General features: G+C 67.9%; 18 protein-coding genes and 1 tRNA gene. 5 read left to right on the forward strand and 14 right to left on the reverse strand.

Features of this window, described 5'->3' with window-relative positions; genetic code table 11:
* Positions 1 to 21: 21 nt before the first annotated feature.
* Genes AB0O24_RS07925 through solA form a run of 4 tightly spaced genes read right to left on the reverse strand, consistent with a single transcriptional unit; the run spans position 22 to position 3,661 of the window.
* Positions 22 to 789 (reverse strand): amino acid ABC transporter ATP-binding protein, encoded by a 768-nt coding sequence (locus tag AB0O24_RS07925; protein ID WP_275796891.1) that lies wholly within the window; start codon positions 787 to 789, stop codon positions 22 to 24.
* Positions 786 to 1,610, reverse strand: a complete 825-nt coding sequence (locus AB0O24_RS07930; protein ID WP_275796893.1) for an amino acid ABC transporter permease — start codon at positions 1,608 to 1,610, stop codon at positions 786 to 788. The genes AB0O24_RS07925 and AB0O24_RS07930 overlap by 4 nt, the downstream gene beginning before the upstream one ends.
* Before the next feature lie 3 nt (positions 1,611 to 1,613).
* A complete protein-coding gene (locus tag AB0O24_RS07935; protein WP_275796895.1) occupies positions 1,614 to 2,432 on the reverse strand; it encodes an ABC transporter substrate-binding protein in 819 nt (272 codons plus the stop codon).
* A 2-nt stretch (positions 2,433 to 2,434) separates the two neighbouring features.
* On the reverse strand, positions 2,435 to 3,661 hold the full coding sequence (solA, locus tag AB0O24_RS07940) for an N-methyl-L-tryptophan oxidase (protein WP_275796897.1): 1,227 nt from the start codon (positions 3,659 to 3,661) through the stop codon (positions 2,435 to 2,437).
* Between the two features lie 129 nt (positions 3,662 to 3,790).
* Here solA and AB0O24_RS07945 point away from each other — a divergent pair, with 129 nt between their 5' ends.
* From AB0O24_RS07945 to AB0O24_RS07955, 3 genes are all read left to right on the forward strand, one after another.
* Positions 3,791 to 4,729: a LysR family transcriptional regulator gene (locus AB0O24_RS07945; RefSeq protein ID WP_307384824.1), complete on the forward strand. Its 939-nt coding sequence runs from the start codon at positions 3,791 to 3,793 to the stop codon at positions 4,727 to 4,729.
* A gap of 162 nt (positions 4,730 to 4,891) precedes the next feature.
* Positions 4,892 to 5,938, forward strand: coding sequence for a homoserine dehydrogenase (locus tag AB0O24_RS07950; RefSeq protein ID WP_275796901.1), 1,047 nt, complete (start codon positions 4,892 to 4,894; stop codon positions 5,936 to 5,938).
* Positions 5,931 to 7,337, forward strand: coding sequence for an aldehyde dehydrogenase family protein (locus tag AB0O24_RS07955; RefSeq protein ID WP_363373853.1), 1,407 nt, complete (start codon positions 5,931 to 5,933; stop codon positions 7,335 to 7,337). The genes AB0O24_RS07950 and AB0O24_RS07955 overlap by 8 nt, the downstream gene beginning before the upstream one ends.
* A 105-nt stretch (positions 7,338 to 7,442) precedes the next feature.
* On the opposite strand, the gene AB0O24_RS07960 is transcribed toward AB0O24_RS07955, so the two are convergent.
* Both AB0O24_RS07960 and AB0O24_RS07965 read right to left on the reverse strand, forming a co-directional pair.
* Positions 7,443 to 8,366, reverse strand: a complete 924-nt coding sequence (locus AB0O24_RS07960) for a DUF808 domain-containing protein (RefSeq protein ID WP_275796905.1) — start codon at positions 8,364 to 8,366, stop codon at positions 7,443 to 7,445.
* A 117-nt stretch (positions 8,367 to 8,483) separates the two neighbouring features.
* Positions 8,484 to 9,305: a PrsW family glutamic-type intramembrane protease gene (locus AB0O24_RS07965; protein ID WP_275796907.1), complete on the reverse strand. Its 822-nt coding sequence runs from the start codon at positions 9,303 to 9,305 to the stop codon at positions 8,484 to 8,486.
* A 261-nt stretch (positions 9,306 to 9,566) separates the two neighbouring features.
* On the opposite strand from AB0O24_RS07965, the gene AB0O24_RS07970 reads away from it, so the two are divergent.
* Positions 9,567 to 10,505 carry a MauE/DoxX family redox-associated membrane protein gene (locus AB0O24_RS07970; protein WP_363373857.1) on the forward strand — a complete coding sequence of 313 codons (939 nt, stop codon included), beginning with the start codon at positions 9,567 to 9,569 and terminating at the stop codon, positions 10,503 to 10,505.
* Between the two features lie 48 nt (positions 10,506 to 10,553).
* On the opposite strand, the gene AB0O24_RS07975 is transcribed toward AB0O24_RS07970, so the two are convergent.
* From AB0O24_RS07975 to opgC, 7 genes are all read right to left on the reverse strand, one after another.
* Positions 10,554 to 10,642 (reverse strand) — tRNA-Ser (locus AB0O24_RS07975).
* Positions 10,643 to 10,740: 98 nt separating this feature from the next.
* Positions 10,741 to 12,009, reverse strand: coding sequence for an LCP family protein (locus tag AB0O24_RS07980; RefSeq protein WP_058613774.1), 1,269 nt, complete (start codon positions 12,007 to 12,009; stop codon positions 10,741 to 10,743).
* Between the two features lie 120 nt (positions 12,010 to 12,129).
* Positions 12,130 to 12,546, reverse strand: a complete 417-nt coding sequence (locus tag AB0O24_RS07985; RefSeq protein ID WP_275796911.1) for an ATP-binding protein — start codon at positions 12,544 to 12,546, stop codon at positions 12,130 to 12,132.
* Entirely contained in the window at positions 12,539 to 12,871 is a 333-nt protein-coding gene (locus tag AB0O24_RS07990; protein ID WP_275796913.1) for an STAS domain-containing protein, read from the reverse strand. The genes AB0O24_RS07985 and AB0O24_RS07990 overlap by 8 nt, the downstream gene beginning before the upstream one ends.
* Positions 12,868 to 14,058: a SpoIIE family protein phosphatase gene (locus AB0O24_RS07995; protein WP_275796915.1), complete on the reverse strand. Its 1,191-nt coding sequence runs from the start codon at positions 14,056 to 14,058 to the stop codon at positions 12,868 to 12,870. Before AB0O24_RS07995 ends, AB0O24_RS07990 begins: the two co-directional genes overlap by 4 nt.
* On the reverse strand, positions 14,055 to 16,079 hold the full coding sequence (locus AB0O24_RS08000) for a glycosyltransferase (protein WP_363373862.1): 2,025 nt from the start codon (positions 16,077 to 16,079) through the stop codon (positions 14,055 to 14,057). The genes AB0O24_RS07995 and AB0O24_RS08000 overlap by 4 nt, the downstream gene beginning before the upstream one ends.
* A 23-nt stretch (positions 16,080 to 16,102) precedes the next feature.
* A complete protein-coding gene (gene opgC, locus AB0O24_RS08005; RefSeq protein WP_363373865.1) occupies positions 16,103 to 18,586 on the reverse strand; it encodes an OpgC domain-containing protein in 2,484 nt (827 codons plus the stop codon).
* Between the two features lie 698 nt (positions 18,587 to 19,284).
* On the opposite strand from opgC, the gene AB0O24_RS08010 reads away from it, so the two are divergent.
* Entirely contained in the window at positions 19,285 to 20,415 is a 1,131-nt protein-coding gene (locus AB0O24_RS08010) for a hypothetical protein (protein ID WP_363373868.1), read from the forward strand.
* Between the two features lie 40 nt (positions 20,416 to 20,455).
* Here the strand turns inward: AB0O24_RS08010 and AB0O24_RS08015 are convergent, their stop codons facing one another.
* On the reverse strand, positions 20,456 to 21,133 hold the full coding sequence (locus AB0O24_RS08015; RefSeq protein WP_363373871.1) for a hypothetical protein: 678 nt from the start codon (positions 21,131 to 21,133) through the stop codon (positions 20,456 to 20,458).
* Positions 21,134 to 21,204 lie beyond the last annotated feature (71 nt).

Here is a 21,204-nt window from a genome sequence, read left to right on the forward strand (position 1 = left end):
TCTCCTGGTGGTGAGGACAGGTCACAGGACCTGGTCGAGGAAGGCTTTCAGGCGCTCCGTCTGGGGATTGTCGAAAAGGGATGCAGGAGGACCCACCTCGACGACCACGCCGCGGTCCATGAAGACCGCCTGATCGGCGACCTCGCGGGCGAAGCCCATCTCATGCGTCACGACGACCATGGTCATGCCGGCGCGGGCGAGCCGACGCATCAACGCCAGGACGCCCTTCACCAGCTCGGGGTCCAGGGCCGACGTCGCCTCGTCGAAGAGCATGACCTCCGGCTCCATGGCGAGAGCACGGGCGATCGCCACGCGCTGCTTCTGACCGCCCGAGAGCGATGCCGGGCGCATGTCGGCCTTCTCGGCGAGCCCCACCTCCGCGAGGCGCTTGTGCGCGACCTCCCGCGCCGCGGCCGCGCTCACGCCGCGCACCCGCCGGAGGGGGAGCACGATGTTGTCGAGCACGGTCCGGTGCGGGAACAGGTTGAAGTGCTGGAACACCATGCCGATCCGGCGGCGCAATGCGTCGTCCGACCCCGTGAGGACGTCGACCCCGTCGAGCAGGACGGCTCCGCCCGACGCCTCTTCCAAACGGTTGATGCAGCGCAGCACGGTCGATTTGCCCGATCCCGACGGACCGATGATGCAGGTGGTCTTCCCGGCGGGAACCTCGATGTCGACGCCGTGTAGCACGCGAACCGGTCCGAAGTCCTTCGTCAGCCCCCGCACGGAGAGCGAGCCCGCCGCCGGTGTGAAAGCACCCGTGGGGGCGGTGAGGATGTCGCTCATCGTTGTGCTCCGTTCTGCGGCGCGGTGGTCGGACCTGCCGACAGGATGGGGTCGGGAAGCACCGTCTCAGCCGGAGCGTCGTTCGCCGGGCGACGACGACGGCCCAGCGGACGCCCGTCACGGAGGCGACGGTCGATCACGTTGACCAAGTGAGTGAGGGGCACCGTGATGATGAGGTAAAAGATGCCGGCGAGCACCAGCGGCGAGAGGTTGCCGTTGGTGATGGCGGCGTCCTGCCCGATGCGGAACAACTCGCGCTGCGACGTGATCAGGCCGAGGAAGTACACCAGCGACGAGTCCTTCACGATGGCGATGAACTGGTTCACCAGCGACGGCAGCACCTGACGCACCGCCTGCGGGATCACGATGAGTCGCATCGCGTCGCGGTGCGTCATGCCCAGCGCGCGAGCGGCCTCGAGCTGGCCCTTGTCGACCGCGAGGATTCCCGCGCGGAAGATCTCTCCGAGGTAGGCGCTGGCGATGAGGCTCAGCGCCAGGATGCCGAGAGGGTAGGGGTTTCCGCGGGTGATGCCGTTGAACAGCGGGGCGAGCCCCGTTCCGATCAGAAGGATCGTCAGGATCGCCGGGAGCCCTCGGAAGATGTCGGTGTAGATCCGACTGAGGGTGCGCAGCAGACGTGACCGGCTCGTGCCCATGACGGCCAGGCCGAGTCCGAGCACGATGCCGATGACGGTGGCCGCGAGCGACAGCAGGAGGGTGTTCCAGATGCCGTAGGCGAGCATGTCGGGCAGCGCTCGCAGCATCGACGTGACGTCGAAGAAGCTGCGCGCGATGTTGCCCAGGGTGTCAGCGAGGTCCATGGGTCACTTCGTCGGCTGGAACTGGTCGGGAACCGGCTGGTCGGGGAAGAACTTCATGTCGATGCTCAGCCAGGTCCCATCGGCGATCATGTCGGCCAGGGCCCCGTTGACGGCATCCTTCAGCGCCGTGTTCTGCTTCGACACGGCCATGCCCACGGGGTAGTCGGGGACGGGGATGTTGATCGCGATCTCCTGGCGTCCGCCGGACTGAGCCGCGTAGTCCTCCGCCACGGGGAAGTCGAGGAAGTGCGCGTCGATCGTGCCCGCCGTGAGACCCGCGATCGCGCTGTTGTTGTCGGGGAAGCGCACGATCTCGACGCCGGGGAAGTTCTCCTGGGCGTAGCTGTCCTGGATCGTGCCCTGCACGACGCCCAGACGCTTGCCGCTCAGGGTCGCCTCGTCGTCGGTGATCCCGGATGCCGGGGAGGCGAGCACGGAGATGTAGGCGATGAAGTAGTGGTCGCTGAAGTCGACCGTCTCGCGACGCTTCTCGGTGTCGCTGATGGAGGCGGCGGCGAGGTCGAGCTGACCGTTCGCGACCGCCGGCAGGAGAGCGGAGAACTCCTGCGTGACGAACTCGGTCTGCAGGTCGAGACGCTTGGCCACTTCGCGTGCGATCTCGACGTCGAAGCCCTGGAGCTCGCCGTTGTCGGTGTAGGCGTAGGGCTTGGTGTCGCCCGTGGTGCCGATACGGAGCGTGCCGCTCGAGATCGTGTTCAAGCCGTCGTCGGAGCCGCCGGCGCTCGGCCCGGCGCAGGCCGAGAGGCTCAGGCCGAGGGCGACGGCCGCGGTGGCGGCCAAAAGGATTTTGGAGCGCTTCATGGTCAGGCTGCTTTCTTGGTCGGGTGGTGGGGGTCGTCGGCCCAGGACGTGCCGTCGTACTCACGGTCGGGGCTCATGAACTGGATGTCGGTGAACGGTTCCTCGTCGAGGGCGAGCTCCGCCAGGAGTTCTCCGATGGCGGGCGCGTGCTTGAAGCCGTGACCGCTGTCGCCGCCGGCGAGGACGAGCCGGGGGTCTCCGGCGACACGGCCCAGGAGGAACTGCTTGTCGGGGGTGTTCGTCACCATGCAGGGGATCGCCTTCGCGGGCGTCGGCTCGAGATCGCGGAACGCCCCGTCGACAGCCTTGGACAGGGTCGCATAGTCGCTGGCGGGGCGGATGTAGCGGTCGACGGTGTCCGCATCGGTGTCGGTGAACACACCACCGATGTCCTGCAGGCCGATCTTGACCGCGTAGCCCTCGCCGTCCGTCGCATCCGCGCCGTGGCCCCAGAGCGCCAGACCGCTGGGAAGCTGACGGATGAAGACGGGGAAGGCCGAGAGGTCGAACTGCCCGTCGGGCTCGATGTCAGAGGGGTCCGAGCTCTCGAACCAGAACATGGGCATGCGCCGGGGCGACAGGGGCAGGTCGAGGAACTTCGAGGTCCACGCGCCGGCGGTCATCACCGCACGACGGGCGCGCAGAGTCCGCCCTCCCGCCTCGACCTCGACGCCGTCGTCGATGAGACGGACGTCGGTGACCCGCGTGTCGGTCAACACCGTCGCGCCCAGCGAGACGGCCACCTCTACGGCTGCTCTGACGCCGAGCTCGGGGTAGCAGACGCCGGCGGCAGGATCCCACACGCCGATGTCGTCGGGACCGAAGCCTCGATACTGCGGGAAGCGCTCGCCGAGTTCGTCGTGCTCGATGACCTCGACCTTGAGGCCCGCATCGGTGGCGGCGCGCAGCGTCCCCTCGACCACGTGACCGTCGGGCGGGCCCACCATGAGACCGCCGGTCTGCCGCAGCAGCGTCTGGCCGGTGCGCTCGCCGAGGTCGTACCAGAGGTCGCGAGCTCGTGTCGCGATCGGTGCGAGACCGGGGTGCTCGTGGCAGGCGACACGGAAGACGCGCGTGGTGCCATGCGTCGAGCCCAGGTGGTGACCGATCCCGTACCGTTCGACCCCGATGACGCGGACGCCGCGCTCGGCGAGACGCCAGAGGGCCTGAGATCCCCACGCGCCGAGTCCGACGACGATGACGTCGGCATCCAAAAAGTTGTCTGACATGACATGCTGCCTTTCCCTCCCGGTGTGCCGGGGTGCGCATCAGTCTGCTCAAGCGCACGCTGGCTTCGCCAAATACAATTTTCGATGGTTGTGATACCCAGCAGGTATGAATGCCGCCGAGGAGGCCCCATGGAAATCCGCGAACTGACCTACTTCATGGCCGTCGCCGAAGACCTGTCGTTCACGCGGGCCGCCGCCCGTCTCCAGATGAGCCAGCCGCCCCTCAGCCGTGCCATCAGTCAGCTGGAGAAGAAACTCGGGGTGCGGTTGTTCGACAGGCGCTCTCGAGCCGCGCCGCGCCTCACCCCGGCGGGGCACCTCCTCGTCCGCGAAGGACGCCGCATCCTGCAGCAGGTCGAGCAGACCGAGTCGCTCCTCGACTCCGCCGTTGCCGAACTGCATCCCCTGCGCATCGTCAGTGTCAGCTCGGTCCTCGCCGGACTGCTGCCCCCTGTCGTGCGGGCCTTCACGGGGTCGCACCGCGAAGCGCGCGTGCTCATCGAGGAAGCGGAGGAGCGTCCGATCCTGTTCGATCTGGCCCGGGTGACGGCGGATCTGGGATTCACCCGAGTCCGAACCGTCGACGATCGCTTCGAGTTCGACCGTGTCGCGATGGAGCCGCTGGTGGCCGCCCTTCCCGCGACTCACCGGCTCGCCGGACGCGGCGAGATCTCGCTCGCCGAGCTCTCGGACGAGGACTTCATCATGTTCAACCGCGAGGACTCCCCCCAGGCGTACGACCGTCTCGTCCTCTCCTGCGTGCGAGCGGGCTTCAACCCCCGCATCATCCTGCACGCGACGAACGACCTGTCGATTCTCAGCACGGTGTCCTGCGGCCTGGGCGTGTCGCTCATGCCGTACATCTCGTCTTTCGTTCCGATCCCCGGCGTGCACTTCGCCACCATCTCGGAGGAATGGGCGCGCACGCCGCTGACGATCGTGTGGTTGTCGGGTCAGCCCAACCCCCTTACGGCGCTGTTCGTGTCGTACGTGCGCGCCGAGCTCACCGCCCGGCGCGACGCGGATCGACGAGCCGGTCGCATCACCTTCGATCTGCTCGCCCCCTGAGCCCCACCGCACGCGGCACCCTCGGCCCTCCGCACCACAGGACAACGGCTCGCACCGCACCTCGACGACGAGCGATCCGCTCGGTGCGGGGAGCGGATCGTCGCTGGTGCGCGGTGCACCTTCGCCTCGAACCTGGAGGAAAGACCCGTCTAAGGAGTTTCGATGCGTTCGTACAATCTGGCCCTGATCGGTTTCGGTGGAGTGAACCGTGCCCTCGCACAGCTCATCGACGAGGACCAACCCCGTTTCCGCGAGCTCGGCTTCGAGCTGAAGGTGGTCGCCATCACCGACCTCGCGATGGGTTCTCTCATCCAGGCCGACGGCGTCGATCTCGGCGAGATCCTCGCCCTGCCCCGCGGCACGACCTTTGCGGGCCACGACGGCGGTTCCGCCGAAGCGGACAACGAACGCGTGATCCGCGAGAGCCCGGCCGACGTCGTGGTCGAGGCGACGTTCACGAACCCGCAGACCGGAGAACCCGCGGCCTCGCACGTGCGCTGGGCGCTCGAGAGCGGCAAGCACGTGACCACCACGAACAAGGGCCCGGTCGCCCTCCACGGCGCCGCCCTGAACGCCATCGCCGCCGCGAACGGCGTGCGCTTCGCGTACGAGGGCAGCGTCATGAGCGGCACGCCGGTGCTCGGGCTCGCCCACCGGCAGCTCGCCGGGCTGGGCTTCTCGCGCGTGCAGGGCGTTCTCAACGGCACCAGCAACTACGTCCTCAGCCGTATGGAGGCGGGGCTGAGCCTCGACGCCGCCGTCGCCGAGGCCCAGGCCCACGGTTACGCCGAGGCCGACCCCACCGCCGACATCGGGGGGTCGGACGTTCAGCTCAAGGTCACCATCCTCGCGAACGAACTGCTCGGCGCCGACATCTCGCCCGCCGACGTCGAGACCTTCGGCATCCAGGACATCACCGCGGACGACGTCGCCGCGGCGGCCCGCGAGGGTCGACGCTGGAAGCTCATCGGTTCGGCGGAACGCGACCAGGACGGCGCCGTCACGGCCCGCGTCGCCGCGGAGGCCGTCACCGCCGATCACCCGCTGGCGAATGTTCCCGGCGCGACCAATGCCGTCTCGTTCGACACCGATCTGCTTGGCACGGTCACGGTCACCGGACCGGGTGCCGGCCGCATCGAGACCGCCTACGCGCTGATCGCCGACCTGATCAGCATCGACGCCTTCGAGAAGGATGCCGCTCGTGTCTGACACGCACACACTCGACGTCCTCACCGTCGACAATCTGCTCGTCTACGACAAGTTCTCGGGCGACGTCGTCGCCGCTCTGCCCCAGAACGACGTCGACGGAGCCCGTGACGCCCTCGCACGCGCCGTCGCGGCGGCGCCCGCGGCGGCGAAGACGGCCAGGCACGAACGGGCCGCGGTGCTCGAACGCGCCGCCCGCATCTTGGACGAGCGCTCCGAGAACGTCGCGCATCTCATCGTCACCGAGGCCGGCAAGACGATCCGCCAGGCGCGCAAGGAGGTCTCACGAGCGATCAACACCCTGAAACTCTCGGCGCACGAGGCGACAGCCAACGCCGGCGAGGTCATCCCGTTCGAGTCCTTCCCCGGCGGTGAGGGTCGGCGCGGCTGGTTCAGCCGCGAACCCCTAGGGGTGATCGTCGCGATCACGCCCTACAACGACGCCCTGAACCTCGTCGCCCACAAGATCGGCCCGGCGATCGCGGGCGGCAACACCGTCGTGCTCAAACCTTCCCCGCACACCCCGCTCACGGCGCAGCTGATGGTGGACGTGCTCGTCGAGGCGGGCCTGCCCGACGACGTCATCACCGTCGTGCGCGGTGACAGGTCGGTCGCTCAGGCGCTCGTCTCCGCACGCGAGGTGCGTCTGGTCTCGTTCACCGGCGGGTTCGCAACGGGGCGCGCGATCGCCGCGGCCGCCGGCATCAAGAGGCTCGCGATGGAGCTCGGGGGAAACGCACCCGTTATCGTCTTCGCCGACGCCGACCTCGACAGCGCGGTGTCGGCGTGCGTCTCGGGGGCGTTCTGGGCCGCGGGGCAGAATTGCATCGGTGCTCAGCGTCTCCTCGTGCAGCGAGAGATGTACGAGCGGTTCGTCGCCGCGTTCGTCGAGGCGACCGGGCGGCTCGTCCACGGCGACCCGCGTGAGGAGACGACCGATATCGGTCCGATGATCAGCGCGAGTGCGGCGCACGCGGCGCGTCAGACGGTGCTCGACGCCGTCGCTGCCGGAGCGCACCTGCGGATCGGCGGCACCGTGGAGGGCTCCGTCATGGCGCCGACGGTGCTGACCGATGTGCCGCGCACGTGCACGGTGTGGACCGAGGAGGTCTTCGCGCCGGTGGTCGTCATCGAGCCTTTCGACTCCGAAGAGGCCGCGATCGAGGCCGCCAACGACAGCGAGTACGCACTGCAGGCCGGGGTCTTCACGCAGAATCTCTCGCGCGCGCTCCGCGTCGCCGACGCCATCGAGGCCGGTGGCGTGATGGTCAACGATTCCTCGGACTATCGCCTCGACGCGATGCCGTTCGGCGGAGCGAAGTACGGCTCGATGGGTCGCGAGGGCGTGCGCTTCGCCTACGAGGAGATGACTCAGCCGAAGGTCATCTCGATCCTGACCTGACGGGCGGACGGGCGGGGACCCGCTGATCAGGGAAAAGAGAGAACTCCGAATTCTCTCGCAGCCCCGCCCCTGCCGGAAAGGCACCGCCGTAGAGGTCAGGCGGGGTCAGCCGTCGACGTGGGCGGCCGTTGCTGTGCGGTGCCCGCCGGAGGGCCCACCGCGCTTCGTCAGGCGCGTGATCCCGGTGATCACGGCGACGATCACGAGCCCGATCGCCAGGCCAAACACCGCCGACATCGTCGTCTCCACGATCCACACGACGACCGCTCCGGCGGCCTCGATCGCGTGGGTCACGACGTGCACGACGTCGTACGGTCCTGCCCACAGCGTCTCGGCGAGATTCTGCAGCAGGAGGTGTCCACCGACCCACAGCATCGCGACGGTGCCGACGATGCTGATGACCCGGAACACCGCCGGCATGGATGCCACGATCCGCACGCCGAAGCGGCGGACACCGCGCGAGGGGCTCTTCATGAACCGCAGGCCGATGTCGTCGATCTTCACGAGCAGCGCGACGGCACCGTAGACCACGACCGTCATGGCGAGACCGATGATCAGGAGGGCGCCCAGCGTCATCCAGATGCCGAAGTCGGGGTCGAGACTCGACAGCGCGATCAGCATGATCTCGGTGCTGAGGATGAGGTCGGTGCGCACGGCACCGAGCACGAGCTTCTTCTCATCGCGCGGGCCGTCGTCGTCGTGCTCTCCGTGGCTGACGCCGAACCACTCGAGCACCTTCTCGGCGCCTTCGAAACAGAGGAAGGCGCCACCGACGATGAGGAGGTATGGAAGCACCATCGGCGCGAACGCCTCCAGCAGCAGCGCGATCGGGATGATGATGACGTACTTGTTGATGATGCTGCCGAGCGCGATCTTCCACACCACCGGGAGCTCGCGCGCGGGTGTCAGCCCCTGCACGTACTGCGGAGTCACGGCGGCATCGTCGATGACGACGCCCGCGGTCTTCGCGCTCGCCTTCATGGCGGCGCTGAGGATGTCATCGACAACGGCGAGCAGACCGACAGACATAGGTTCTCCGGGGTCGAGGGGATGCGGCGAGAGGCCTCCAGCGAGGATATCGGCGTCGGCGACCCTGAGGGGCGCGCTGCGGACAACGCACCCCCCAGCACTGAGACGCGACGGGGATCAGACCGAGACCGGGCTGTCAGGGACAGCCTTCGCGGAATCCTCCACGGGCGCAGCGTCTTGGACCGGCGGCGCAGGCGCCTTCCGCGCGACGTGTCGCCAGATGAATCCCCCGCCGAAAATCACGACAACGACGCAACTCCAGTGCGTCACCGCGAAAAGCAGATCGTTGTTGGTGAGACCGAGGACCAATGGAGCCACACCGTCCCAGGTCCCGTGCAGAACGGCGACGCCGACGTACGTGCCGAGCACAAGCCACGACAAGCGGAAGCGCCCCTTCTTCGCGGCGGCCGCGAAAAGGGCGGCACCCAGCAGGGAACTCCAGAGAACGTGCATGAACGGGGCGTAAAGGCCGCGGTCGTACGCCTGGAACACCGCCGAGATGATGGGGTCGGCACCTGTCGCCGACATGTTGATGTAGCCCATGGACTCCAGCACCGCGAAGCCGAGACCGACCGACCCGCCGATGAACAGACCGTTGCGAGCGCTCTTGGCGATCTTCCACCCCACGGCCACGATGAGCACCCCCTTGGCGAACTCCTCGACGAAGCCGGCCGACAGCAAGGCGATCACCCCCTGGTTCCCGAAATGAGGCTGCGGAAGCTGCTCCACGAGCTGATCCAGCGTCGCGCCGAGTGTGACGGCGAGAGTCCCACCGATGACCGCCGCCACAACGAGGTTGATCGCGGTGACTGTGTCGGTCGTCCGGAGACGGTGCAGCATGATCCAAAAGACCGTCGCGGGCACGAGTGCTGCGCTTATGAAGACCCACGCCGGCAGAACGAGCACGTTTCGCAACAGGTGCAGAAGAACGATGCCCATGTAAAGCCAGATGAGTAGCCCGCCCACGAAGAACCAAACGGTGTGGGTCCTTCGGTGCTCCCGTCGGTGTGGCGCGTGTTTGTGCGGCGCGTGTTTATGTGTGCGAGTGGTGTGCTTCCCTGCCGTGGTCACGGCTCTCCCCCTGTCCGGAACGCCCAGCGCGCCCTGAGTCAGAGTGTGGCAGAGCACATCACCCCGTCGTGGCCGAATTTCACCCGACACGCTGCCTCGTCCACTGCCGGGCGGCGCGATGCTGAAAGGATGCCCGTCCTCACCACGCTCCCTCCGTTGCTGCTCCTCGTCGTCCTCGGCGTCAGCGGGGTGAGCAAGCTCCTCGATCTCGACTCCGCGGCGACGACGATGCGGGCCCTCCGCCTCGGGGCGCTTCCCGCCCGACCGACCGTCGCGGCGGTGGCCTCGGTGGAACTCGCCGTCGCCCTGGGGCTCGCTTTCGGCACGCGCGAGCTCTTCTCCGGGGCGGCCGTCGCCTCCCTCGTCGTGACGCTGGCCTTCCTCGCCGTGGCCGTCCGCGCACAGCAGCAGCACTCCACCGACGAATGCGGATGCTTCGGGCGGGTGGCATCCACCCGGGTCGGCCCGTGGATGACGGCGCGCAACGTCGCACTCGCAGTCCTGGCGTCGGCGACCTTGGCGGGCGCGATCATCGACCCGCCGTCCAACGCTCTCCTCACGCGCACGCTCAGCGACCCCTTGACCGCCGTGTCGCTCGTCATCGTCGTTGCGGCGATCGCCGTGATCGGAGCGTCCTTCGGGCCCGATTCGGCGACGGCGACCTCGGCGGCGGAGTTGCCCCTGCTCACCCCCGACGGAACGGTGGTGGTTCCGCGGCAGCGCGCCCTGCGCGGTCGCGCGCAGCTGCTGCTGTTCGTGCGGCGCGGCTGCGCGCCGTGCGAGGCGCTGATCGAGCGCGCGACGACCGACCTGGCCGAACTGGATACCATCGACGTCCGCCTCATCGGCGCCGTGGGAGATGATCATCGGCCCGCGACGGACGAACCCGTCCACACCGATCTGTCGGGGACGTTCGCCGAGTCCCTCGGCGTTCCTCCGGAGCGGCCCGCGGGGATCCTCCTGACCACCAGCGGCGACCGGCTCCTCCCTTTCGCCGTGGGTGCCGACGAGACGAATCTGCTCATCGACACCGTCGTCGCCGCCCTCGCCGAGCAGAAGCTCGACTGACGCATTCAACGAGAAAAGCCCCGGCGAACCGGGGCTTTTCTCGTTGTGCGGAGACGGAGGGATTTGAACCCTCGGTCCCCTTACGGGGACTCCACCTTAGCAGGGTGGTGCACTAGGCCTGACTATGCGACGTCTCCAGGTGATCAGCGCCGAAGGCGCGAGCACACCGGTTCATACTACCCGCTCGCGCCCTGGCATCCGAATCCGAACCGGCCGGGATGCCAGGGCGAGAGCGTCAGCGGACGTTGCCGTTCGAGCAGGTCGCCTGCGCCGCCGTCTGGCCCGCGATCTCCGACGGCAGCGTGATCGCCGACGAGGAGGGGTCGGGGGTGGGCGCGGCGCTGTCGGTCGGCGCCGGGGTGGCCGTGTCGGTCGGCGTGGGCTGGGCGTTCTCGTCGACGACCACGCCGTCTCCGTCGCTCAGGTTGCCCGAGAGCTGCAGCGGCTGGTTCGCCGCGAGCGCGGCCCAGAGCGTGTCGGCCGCGTCGTAGTCGGGCACGACACGGTTCGGGTCGGCCGAGTCGGTGAACGTCGGGTACTGGATGAAGACGATCTCGCTGAACGGGACGTCCTTCACGGCGGACGCGATCTGGACGAGCGTCAGCGGGTTGGTCAGCGACGTCGACGGATCGACGTTGCGAAGCGCGGTCGAGGCGAGCTTGTAGAGGGTCGCCGGGTTCGACAGCACCTCCTGGCTCTTCAGCTTGTTGGCCAGGCGCGACATGTACTGCTGCTGGTTCGAGATGCGGCCGAGGTCGCCGCCGTCACCGACCCCGTGACGGGTGCGCAGGAACTGGAGCGCGTCGAGGCCCTGCACCGTGCGCATTCCGGCGGGCCAGTCGATGCCCGTGTACGGGTCCTTGATGCCGTTCGCGATACACACGTCGACGCCACCGATCGCGTCGGTGATGTTGATGACGCCGCCGAAGCTGACCTTCGCCGCGAACGGGATCTCGAGTCCGCTGAGCTTCGAGATGGTCTGCACGACGCACGACAGTCCGCCGTACGAGAAAGCGCTGTTGATCTGCTGCTTGCTCATCGCGGAGGTCTCGTTGCCGTTGGCATCCGTGCAGGAGGGGATCGGCACCATGAGGTCGCGCGGGAACGAGATGACGGTCACGCGCCGCGGCTCGTCGGAGATGTGCACGAGCATGTTGACGTCGTTGAGGCTGCCCTCGGAGTCATCGCCCGAGCAGCGGTCGCCGAACAGCGAGGCGAAGGCGGGCTCGCACTCGTCGGTGCCGACGAGCAGCATGTTGACGCCGCCCTTGAGCTCGCCGATGTCGGGCGGAACGGCGGGCTGGCCCTTCAGCTCGACCGCGTCGGCGGTGAAGCTCGACGACAGGTCGTAGATCGCGTACGCACCGACGCCGAAGCCGGCGACGAGAAGAACGGCCAGGCCCACGGCGACGCCGCGGAGGATCTGGCCGGCGGGGCTGAGCGTCCGCAGACGTCCGTGACGCGCGACGGTTCTCTGCCCGCGCGGGGTCGTGCTCTTGCTCACTCGGGTCCTTTCGGGGACGGATGCCATCGGCCGGGCATCGCATCACACCTGGGCCGCGGCCACAGGTCGGAGCCATCTTAGGGACGCGCGGCTGAGAATCGTGTGAGGGTCAGGGGAATCTCACACGGAGCGCGGACCGACACGGCGGACGAGGCGCCAGAGATTCCCCCGGCGGCGCTCGACCGAGAGCTCGTCGCACACCGCAGCCGCGATCGCGAGACCGCGGCCCGATTCGGCGAGCGCGTCGGCCATCGTGGCGGCGGCGAGGTCGAGGTGCACCGGCGGCGCGGAGTCGCGCAGGACCGCGCGCAGCTCGTCGCCGGCCGACAGCTCCACCGACAACGACACCTCGTCACCGCCCCGGGGCGCGTGCACGGCGATGTTCGTGGCAATCTCGATCACCGCGAGCGAGAAGAGCGAGAAATCGTCTTCGGCGATGTGCGGAACGCTCTGGGCCAGTTCCTCGAGCGCGCGGTGCAGCCCTTCGACGAACGCGAGAGTCGCGGCCCCCTCCCGGGTGACGGTGATCTCAGACACCGTCGAACGCCCCGTCGGCGTCGGGGTACACGTGGAGGACCCGATCAAGATTTGTCAGGCGCAACACCTGTCGCACCTGTTCCCCTGCGGCGGCGATCCTCAGGTCTCCCCCGGCGACGCGTGTCGCCTTCAACGCGCCGATGAGTGCCCCGAGACCCGAGGAGTCGATGAAGTCGACTTTCTCGAGGTCGACGACGAGCCGGGTCCGACCCGCCGCGACGAGATCCGAGACCTCCGCTCGGAGCTGCGGGGCGACCGCGGCCGTAAGCCGTCCCTCGACCTCCAGGACGACCGCTTCCGCAGACTCGCGTCGTTCGATGTTCATCGTGCTCCTTCCCGGGCGATGTCGCCGTCGCGCGCCACCACCATCACCGTCACGTCATCCGTGGCCGTCGCCCCGCGCGCGAGGCGCGCGGCCTCGTCCAGCGCGCCGGCGATGCCGCGCTCGCGGAGAACGCGCCGTACGTGTCCGAGCGGATCGGACGGGTCCAGCACATCCAGCAGACCGTCGCTGCACACCATGAAGATGTCGCCCGGAGCGAGCCTCGTCTCGGCTTCGGCACGGGCGTCCGCCAGCCCCATCCCCAGCGGCATCCCGGTGGAGAAGAGGTGCTCCCACGTGTCGTCCGCGCGCAGGATGTAGCCGAGACTGTGCCCGGCGTCGACGAAACGCAGGACGCCCGTCGGCGCCTCCAGCTGCGCGTGGAACGCGGTGGCGAAGGTGCCGAGGTCGGCGACGTCGGCCTCGAGCAGGCGGTCCGCCTCGCGGATGGCATCCAGGAGTCCCCGATCGGGGAGCGTGCGCAGCGAGGCGCGCAGGCCGGCCGCCAGGAGGGCCGCGCCGAGGCCCTTGCCCATGACGTCGGCCAGCGTGAAGCGAACCCCGTCCCCGACCGGGTACCAGTCGTAGAGGTCGCCCGACATCTGGCCCGCGGCGACGGTGACGGCCGCGATCTCGTATCCGGGGAGTTCCGGCGCCGTGCGGGGGCGCAGGGTGCCCTGCACCGCCACGGCGTCATCGAGCTCGTTCTGCCGGAGGATCTCGGACTGGACCCACGCGGCCAGGTCGCGGAGCAGGTCTTCCTCGCGCTCGTCGAGCGAGCGGGGTTTCGTATCGAGCAGGCAGAGGGTCCCGATGCGTTCGCCCCCGGCCGCTTGCAGGGGATGACCGGCGTAGAAGCGCAGGTGCGGGTCTCCCTCGACGAAGGGGTTCGCGGCCCAGAGCTCGTCGGCGCTCGCATCGGGGATGACGACGGTGCGCCCCTCTCGCACGGTGAAGTCGCAGAACGCATCTTCGCGCGGCGCCTCGCGCCCGCCGAGACCGATCTCGGACTTGCGCCACTGCCGGTCGCGGTCGAGGAGCGTCACGCTCACCATGGGCACGCCGAACACCTCCTGGGCGAGGCGCGTGACGCGGTCGATGCGCTCGTCGCGCGGGGTGTCGAGGATGCCGAGCTCCTCGATCGCCCGCTGCCGGGCTGCATCGTCGAACTCCGGAATGGTCACACTCATCGGCTCTCCTTTCGCGACGACCGCCGCCCGTGCTCGGCGAGCCGCTCAGCCTCGGCGACGGGGTCGTACCCGGTGAAGGTCGCCGCTTGGAAGAGCACGCTGAGCACCACGAGATCGTAGATCGCCCACGCGATGTTGACGGCGGTGCCGATCGGCTCGGCACCGTTGACGAACAGGCGGATGGCGCCGACGATGATCGCCACGACCAGCAGCCCCATGACGACCAGCTGGGTCTTGATGAGGTGCCACTGCGGCCCGTTCGTGCTCGGACGCGTCTTCGGGGTCACGGCGAAACCGAGCGGGATCCGCAGGACGACGTTCGTGAACGCCGTCGAGCACGCTTTCAACCACACCGGGAACAACGCCAGGCTGTACTGCTGCCCGCGCCACGTGGGCGCCCCCTTCGCCGCGACGAAGAACAGCAGCTGATTGACGAGCATGAACGGGATGAACCGCGCGAAGAAGTCCCCCGCGTACGCGTGGACGGGAAGGATGCCGAGCACCAGGAACATGATGGGGGCGGCGAAGTAGACCACGGCGGCGTACCCCGACAGGTAGCTCCACATCGTGGCGAAGTACATCAGTCGCTGGGGCAGCGACATGCCCCACTGCACGAGCGGGTTCTCGCGCAGGAGAACCTGCATCGTGCCCTGCGCCCAGCGCAGCCGCTGGGTGAGCATCGTGCCGAGGTCCTCGGGGGCGAGGCCGTCGGCGAGCAGCTCGTGGTGGTAAACGCTCTTCCAGCCCATGCCGTGCATGCGCATCGACGTCGCCATGTCCTCGGTCACCGAGATGGTCGCGAGCGGCATGACCGGCTGCGCCTCACCCGCGCGGTCCACGCCGATGGTGCGCAGCACCGCCTGCACGGCCTCGAGCGCGTTCAGCGGAGACAGTTCGCGCGTGGCGAGCGCCGCGACCGCCTGCTCCACGTCGAACGCCTGCTCCTCGGGGCTCGATCCCGCGCCCGCGGGGCCGGCCAAGGCGGCCAGCTCGCGGAGGTCGTCGTCGATCCCCGCGACGTCGGACGCCACGATCGACTGGGTGGCGGCATCCACTCGGCGGTGCAGGCGATACGTGACCTCGCCCAGCGGCTCACGCGCCCGCAGGCGCGACCGGGCTTCGGCGACCCCTGCCGACACCTCGTCGAGAGCCGCCGAGACCGCGGGGTCGGATGCCGCGGGTGAGGTGCGCGCCTTCTCGATCACGCGCGTCGCGCTGCGCAACGCGCGGGCGACCGACTGATCGAGTTCGCGGACGTACCCGACGATGCCGAGCTGCATGAGGGCTTCGCGTCGCAGGATGGCGTTCGAGCCGCAGAAGAAGGCGGCGTTCCACCCGTCCTTGCCCTGCTGGATCGGACCGTAGAACAGCGGAGCCTGGCTGCCGAGGGGATCGCCCGTGGCGACGTTGCTGAAGACCTGAGGCGTCTGGACGAGCGCCACCAGCGGGTCGGTGAAGTAGCCGAGCGTGCGGTCAAGGATCTCGGGTCGGGGGATCATGTCCGCGTCGAGGATGAGGATGAACTCGCCGTCGGTGGCCTGTAGGGCGTTGTTGATGTTGCCGGCCTTCGCGTGCCGGGGACGATCGTCCCACTCGGCCCCGCGCGAGATGTACCCGATACCGGCGGCCTCGGCGCGCTCGCGCATCTCGGCGCGGCCGCCGTCGTCGAGGATCCACGTGTGGTGCGGGTAGCGGATGCGCTGCGCGGCGAGAGCCGTGGTCATCACGAGGTCGATCGGTTCGTTGTACGTCGCGATGAAGACGTCGACGGCGAGACCCTCGGCCGGCGGGGGCGGCGCCGGTCGGCCGCGGGCCTTCCACATCATCATCCCGAACAGGCACACGTCGATCAGGCTGTAGGTCTCGGCGGCGATGAGCGGGACGGCGATCCACCACGCGTCCCAGTTCAGCGAGAAGAACCACCGCCACGAGACGTAATTGACCCCGAGGAGGACCGTGAGCACGACGACGATCCGTAGGACGAGCAGTCGCCCTTCGCTGATACGCGTGTCGTCGGTCACGGCATCCGTCCTTTCCGGCCCGTTCATCGCGGCACCACCGCGAAGAGGAATCGCGTGCGCACCATGAGCCACAACAGGGCCAGGACCACGACGTTGGCGAGGGTGTCGAGCAGGAGGTCGCCACGGGTGAGGAACGGAATGCTGGCGACCGCGAGGGCGAAGAACACGTGCATGACGAACACGTACAACGTGGACTGGCCGAGCGGGATGAGGAAGCCGCCGGCAACAGCGGCGATCGGCTTCCAGAAGGCCGTGAGCAGCGCGTAGAGAGCCACCACGAGCACGAGGACGTTCAGCAGCCGACCCGGGGCGAGATAGGTGCGTTCGAACAGCGCCCCGTAGACGCCGCGGAAGGCGTTGTCGGAGACCAGGGCGAGGCGCGGGTCGCCCGGGGCCGGCGCATACGGGTTGTTCCAGGAGAACAGCATCAGCGCGACGGCGACCGCCACGATCGCGATCAACGCGACCCGGCCCGCCCGCGTGGCGAACCAGGCGATGATCTCTCGGCGATGGAACCCGGCGACCATCCCGACGATGAAGAGCATCTGCCAGACCAGCAGCGGAAACGAATCCTCGAACTGCGCGGGAACGAGCCGTAGCCGCGTTGTGTATCCCACCAGGTAGAGCGCGAGACTCGCGCCCAGCACCCACGGCCACCACCGCCGCCCGAGCGCCCACAGCACGAGCGGAGAGATCAGCAGCAGGACGACGTACAGCCCCATGACGTTGAACTGCCAGGGCCCCATCCGCAGGAGCAGGAAGTCGATCACGACCTGCGGATCGACGGGGTACTGCAGCAGGCGGTCGGCTCCCGCGTAGAGGTCGTACACCCGCCCCGTCGCACCGGTACCGGCGGCCCCCGTGCCCTGATCGGTGAAGGTGGTGACCGCCCGACCGTTGAGGAAGGGAAGGAGCGACAGGAAGAAGATCAGCACCACGACGACCAGCGCGGTGCGGTAGAGCTTCCACGAGCGCCCGGCGGTGCGGATCACGACCTCCCCGATGCCGCCCGACACGAGTTTCGGTCGATAGACGAGACCGAGCACGGCGCCCGAGAGCAGGACGAACAGCTCCGCGCCCGAGACAACCCCCAGGAACTCCTGCGTCCCGATCTGGAGATAGCTCGCGAGACCGAGGTGATTCACGACGACGAAGACGATCGCGAGACCGCGCAAGAGGTCGATGCGGGCGTCTCTCGCGGGCGATCCGACGTACCGCAATCGCCGCGCCCGGGCCGAGCCGCGTGCCGCGAAGATCACGAGGCCGGCGATCAGGGCGACGACCACGGCGACGAGGATCCAGCCCAACCACCCCTGCACCGGCATCGACGCGGCTGACTCGCCCGACGGTTCGCGCACCGGGCCGAGCACCAGGTCGGATGAGCGCAGGTCACTGACGAAAGCCGAGCGCACGGCATCCGACGACAGGGTCACAGACCAGTCGATGACGGTCTCGCCCACGACTCCCCGCCTGGTGGTCGTGTCTTCCCAGATGACCGCCGCGAGCGAGGGAAGCCGACCGGATGCCACCGCCCCCTCGATCTGCCGCCACCAGGCCGACTTGACCTCGAGCTCGGACGAGCCGCCGACGCTCGCACTATAGAAGGCCGCCGTCTCGATGAGCAGGGGCCGGTCAGGCGACGAGTACGTGCCCGCGAAGTCGGGGGCGCCGGACCCGTCGGTGCCGGTCAGGCGCGAGACGAACGCATCCGGCCCCGGCACGACGTTGCGGGCCTCCACCCCGCCCGTCTCGTCGAAGTAGAGCGACAGCCCGACCGCGTCGACCGCGGCGTCGCCCGGGTAGTAGGGCGCGTATGGATCGTCGGCGGACGTGAGCGCGCCGTCGCCGTCGGTGTCGGTCCCCGCGGGCGCGGGGGTGGACGTCGCCGCGAAGGGGTAGTCCCCGCCCCAGAACGGCGACCAGACGACCGCGGCACCGGGGAGCCGCTCGTGCACCACGTCGGCGAAGAGCGCGAACGCCGCGCGATACTCGTCGGGGCGCTGGCCCCACCCCACCCACGTGGTGTTCATGTCGGGTGCGAAGCTGAGGTACAGGGGTGCGCCCGGGGGCTGAGCGATCTGGTCGAGCGCGTCGACGAAGGCCTCCGCGTCCCCGCGATCGAGCTCGGCGAGCGGCACCGTGGGGGTCACAGCGACCACCACGATCGCCCCGACCGCTGCGGTCTGGTCGAAGAAGCCCGACAGATATCCCTTGTCCGTATCCGTGAGGGGATAAGAGACATCGCGCTGATAGATCGCGCTGGGTGCACCGAGTCGTTCGGCCTGGTCGACGACGCTGTCGCTGCTCCAGTCGAGGATCGACCCGAAGTACGCGGCGTCTCGCGGGACGAGGTCTGTCGGCTCGCCTCGATCGGATGCCAGGGCCGGGGGCGCGCCCAGCAGAACGACGAGAAGGGCGGCGAGGAGGGCGATCGCCGATCGGCGGACACCAGCCAGGCAAGGGCGGTTCCGTGGAGTGGTGTACTCCTCGAATTCCCGGTTCTGCACGTGGAGCCAGCCCCCGATTCCGTCGACTGACTGGACCCTATCGAAAGGCTGTGAGGGTGAGGGCGGGTGGTACGGAGAACGCAATACAGGCGTCCGGAGCCGCAAGCGACGGAAGGTTCGCGGCTTTCCTGGCCGCCCGCCGGCGTGGGCCCAACTCCGTTCGGATCCCGCTCAGCCGGTCATAACGAGAGAACGCGGACCCCTGCGGGGCCCGCGTTCTCTCGTTGCGGAGGGTGTGGGATTCTCCCCACCGCCCCTCCACCGACCGCTTCGCACTCGGCGGAGCCTCCGGCGGCGTGGGCCCAACTCCGTTCGGATCCCGCTCAGCCGGTCATAACGAGAGAACGCGGACCCCTGCGGGGCCCGCGTTCTCTCGTTGCGGAACCTGCGCGATGGCTTTCGAACCCCTCGTGGGAGACACAGCGGCTCCTGGATTGGGTGGCCTCGCGTGATCGGTCGGGCACCTAGGACCGATTATAGAACATAGCTTCGATTCTCGCCATGGCGGCCCGACGCAGTGGCTTTCCAAGTCCTCGTGGAAGACGCAGCGGTTGCTGGACTGGATAGAGAAGCATGCAGGTCACTAGCTCCACCAGTAGCCAAGACGGTCGCTCTTCGACGGGAGCAACCGACTCTCCTTCTCCTAGAAGAGCGGGAAGCGCGCTTCGGTGTGTGGTTCGGCCTGCCATCCTGGCCTCATGGGAACGGACGCTTGGCGGAACTGGCGCGCCTTCGATGGAGGAAATCCGGAGAGCGAAAACGTGGATGAAGATCTGTACTCTGACCGCTCCTTCGTCGGAAGCTCTCCCGCCCACGGTCCCTACGACCTGTCACTCGTCTTCGGCAGAGGCCCGGATGCGCATCGAACGGGCATGCGGCTTGCGCTGAAGCTTCACCTGGCAATTCACACCACCCTGCTGCCGGAGATACTGCGGGATGGGGAGTTGGTCAGCGCGAACTCCGATTCGTATCACGGTGGCTTTATGTCCGATGAAATCGTCGCTCTGATCTCGCTCTCGCTGGGGGTGCGACTACGCACCGCCGGCACTAGCCGCTTCTCGGGACGTTATCTCGCAGACTCGACGGCCAGACCCTTTTATGTCGAGGTACCGCCGCTCACTACGCCCGGCGATAGAGGCCGCGAGCACATCCCCGCAACACAGACACGCGGTACGGACATCGGAGACCTAGTGCGACTGGATTCTCTTCCCGGGCTATCCGAGTCCGATCAAGTCCCCCTGGTACGCGCAGCCCGAACCTATGCGCAGGGGCTGTGGTGGTCAAACGAAGATCCCAACCTCGCGTGGTTGCAGTTCGTGTCCGCAGTCGAGGTCGCCGCGAATCACAGCCAGGCGGTGAAGTCGACTCCTGCGGAGCTGGTCCAAGAACTCTGGCCGGAGCTGTGGGCAACGCTATCGGGCGCTGGCGACGACATACAGGCGCGGGTGTGTGAACAAGCGGCGCCTCAAGCCCGCAGCACGCGAAAGTTCATCGATTTTCTAGAAGCCTACGCACCTGAACCGCCAGAAAAACGGCCGCCCTACAGCCGACTCGATTGGAGTCGCATGCGAGAGCACGCTCGCATGATCTACGGTCACCGTTCGCGTGCGCTCCATGAGGGGAAGCCCTTCCCGCTCCCAATGCTTAGCCAGCCCGGGTCCGAGGAAGAGGGCACGGTCCAGGAGGTCCCCTACGGCCTGAATGCTGGGGGGATGGGCGGAGTATGGGACGCTCTCGAAACCCCAATGCTGCTCTCGACATTTGAGTACATCGCGCGAGGTGCACTGCTGAACTGGTGGGGCACGCTGTCATCAAACCATCAAGGCTGACGCAGTCACGGCGCGAGTCGTCAGGATCGTGGCAAAGAGTCTACTTGTTGCCACGGCTTCGACTCACTGCCGATTCGTCTACTCGCACCATTCCCAACTCCGGTAACCCTAAGACGTACCTTGGACCCCGCCGGGTCAACTCCTTTTTGATTTCGTTCCGAGCGATCTCGATGCGACCATTGATTTCAGTCATCTGAATGTCGCACAAACTTGCGAGCCTGAGAGCACCAGCACGAGACATGCGCGCAAACATCCCAAGCTGTGTTCCGACGCCAACGACCTTGAAGGTTTCCTCAGCCTCACCGCTGATGACCGCAAATGGTGATACTTGCTCGAAAGCGTTTACCGAATGGGCGATGAACTTGTTGCGCATCGCTATCAAGTAGTCATGGGCTGCACGGTCTTCGTCATCGAACACCGTCACATCGGGGCGGGCCGCGTGCCGTACGCCATTTGCAAAAGCGCGCGCGTACATAACCACCGCCGTCATCCAAAGCGCTTGATTTGGAGAGTCCGGCTCGACTTCATAGCGTCCCAGGTCGGCGAAGGCGGAGATGAACTGACGTGCCATCTGGAAGTCTCTGTGGAGGCTCGTCAGGTCTGCCAGCCGCGCCACCAAAGTGCTATTCGGAACCTGCACGACACGTTGACCTGGCGGCAAGCCCATGACAGCCCGGACGCGCTCTCGATCTGCCTTCGAGGGACCCTGATCGCTCACGACAACACCGTATCGAGGTCGGGAGAGGTGAGACACCGGACCGGGACGCCGCACACCGGGTGTTAAGGGTC

The organism is Microbacterium sp. NPDC086615, from assembly GCF_040686055.1.
Lineage (GTDB): Bacteria > Actinomycetota > Actinomycetes > Actinomycetales > Microbacteriaceae > Microbacterium.

Bases quoted from the DNA above. Each gene is read 5' to 3' on its own strand.
- AB0O24_RS07925 (WP_275796891.1), bottom strand. From the start codon at position 789: ATGAGCGACATCCTCACCGCCCCCACGGGTGCTTTCACACCGGCGGCG.
- AB0O24_RS07930 (WP_275796893.1), bottom strand. From the start codon at position 1,610: ATGGACCTCGCTGACACCCTGGGCAACATCGCGCGCAGCTTCTTCGAC.
- AB0O24_RS07935 (WP_275796895.1), bottom strand. From the start codon at position 2,432: ATGAAGCGCTCCAAAATCCTTTTGGCCGCCACCGCGGCCGTCGCCCTC.
- solA (WP_275796897.1), bottom strand. From the start codon at position 3,661: ATGTCAGACAACTTTTTGGATGCCGACGTCATCGTCGTCGGACTCGGC.
- AB0O24_RS07945 (WP_307384824.1), top strand. From the start codon at position 3,791: ATGGAAATCCGCGAACTGACCTACTTCATGGCCGTCGCCGAAGACCTG.
- AB0O24_RS07950 (WP_275796901.1), top strand. From the start codon at position 4,892: ATGCGTTCGTACAATCTGGCCCTGATCGGTTTCGGTGGAGTGAACCGT.
- AB0O24_RS07960 (WP_275796905.1), bottom strand. From the start codon at position 8,366: ATGTCTGTCGGTCTGCTCGCCGTTGTCGATGACATCCTCAGCGCCGCC.
- AB0O24_RS07965 (WP_275796907.1), bottom strand. From the start codon at position 9,305: ATGGGCATCGTTCTTCTGCACCTGTTGCGAAACGTGCTCGTTCTGCCG.
- AB0O24_RS07970 (WP_363373857.1), top strand. From the start codon at position 9,567: ATGCCCGTCCTCACCACGCTCCCTCCGTTGCTGCTCCTCGTCGTCCTC.
- AB0O24_RS07990 (WP_275796913.1), bottom strand. From the start codon at position 12,871: ATGAACATCGAACGACGCGAGTCTGCGGAAGCGGTCGTCCTGGAGGTC.
- AB0O24_RS07995 (WP_275796915.1), bottom strand. From the start codon at position 14,058: ATGAGTGTGACCATTCCGGAGTTCGACGATGCAGCCCGGCAGCGGGCG.
- AB0O24_RS08010 (WP_363373868.1), top strand. From the start codon at position 19,285: ATGGGAACGGACGCTTGGCGGAACTGGCGCGCCTTCGATGGAGGAAAT.